At 55.6% G+C, this 1520-nt stretch carries 1 rRNA gene; it reads left to right on the forward strand.

The window, feature by feature from the left end:
- A 23S ribosomal RNA gene (locus tag ABZ371_RS32535) occupies positions 1–1498 on the forward strand; the annotation flags it as partial.
- Positions 1499–1520: the final 22 nt, after the last annotated feature.

A 1520-nucleotide genomic window follows, 5' to 3' on the forward strand; every position in this document is an offset into this window, starting at 1 on the left:
TAGGTAAGCGATGGGGTGACGCAGGAAGGTAGTCCAGCCCGGGCGGTGGTTGTCCCGGGGTAAGGGTGTAGGACGCACGGTAGGCAAATCCGTCGTGCATATAAGTCTGAGACCTGATGCCGAGCCGATTGTGGTGAAGTGGATGATCCTATGCTGTCGAGAAAAGCCTCTAGCGAGTTTCATGGCGGCCCGTACCCTAAACCGACTCAGGTAGTCAGGTAGAGAATACCGAGGCGTTCGGGTGAACTATGGTTAAGGAACTCGGCAAAATGCCCCCGTAACTTCGGGAGAAGGGGGGCCATCACTGGTGATTGGATTTACTCCATGAGCTGGGGGTGGCCGCAGAGACCAGCGAGAAGCGACTGTTTACTAAAAACACAGGTCCGTGCGAAGCCGTAAGGCGATGTATACGGACTGACGCCTGCCCGGTGCTGGAACGTTAAGGGGACCGGTTAGTGCACTTTCGGGTGTGCGAAGCTGAGAACTTAAGCGCCAGTAAACGGCGGTGGTAACTATAACCATCCTAAGGTAGCGAAATTCCTTGTCGGGTAAGTTCCGACCTGCACGAATGGCGTAACGACTTCTCGACTGTCTCAACCATAGGCCCGGTGAAATTGCACTACGAGTAAAGATGCTCGTTTCGCGCAGCAGGACGGAAAGACCCCGGGACCTTTACTATAGTTTGATATTGGTGTTCGGTTCGGCTTGTGTAGGATAGGTGGGAGACTTTGAAGCGGCCACGCCAGTGGTTGTGGAGTCGTCCTTGAAATACCACTCTGGTCGTGCTGGATGTCTAACCTGGGTCCGTGATCCGGATCAGGGACAGTGTCTGATGGGTAGTTTAACTGGGGCGGTTGCCTCCTAAAGAGTAACGGAGGCGCCCAAAGGTTCCCTCAGCCTGGTTGGCAATCAGGTGTTGAGTGTAAGTGCACAAGGGAGCTTGACTGTGAGACCGACGGGTCGAGCAGGGACGAAAGTCGGGACTAGTGATCCGGCAGTGGCTTGTGGAAGCGCTGTCGCTCAACGGATAAAAGGTACCCCGGGGATAACAGGCTGATCTTCCCCAAGAGTCCATATCGACGGGATGGTTTGGCACCTCGATGTCGGCTCGTCGCATCCTGGGGCTGGAGTCGGTCCCAAGGGTTGGGCTGTTCGCCCATTAAAGCGGTACGCGAGCTGGGTTTAGAACGTCGTGAGACAGTTCGGTCCCTATCCGCTGTGCGCGTAGGAATATTGAGAAGGGCTGTCCCTAGTACGAGAGGACCGGGACGGACGAACCTCTGGTGTGCCAGTTGTCCTGCCAAGGGCATGGCTGGTTGGCTACGTTCGGAAAGGATAACCGCTGAAAGCATCTAAGCGGGAAGCCTGCTTCAAGATGAGTATTCCCACCACCTTGAGTGGTTAAGGCTCCCAGTAGACGACTGGGTTGATAGGCCAGATGTGGAAGCCCGGTAACGGGTGGAGCTGACTGGTACTAATAGGCCGAGGGCTTGTCCTCAGTTGCTCGCGTCCACTGTGTT

It is taken from the genome of Streptomyces sp. NPDC005899 (assembly GCF_040629645.1).
Lineage (GTDB): Bacteria > Actinomycetota > Actinomycetes > Streptomycetales > Streptomycetaceae > Streptomyces.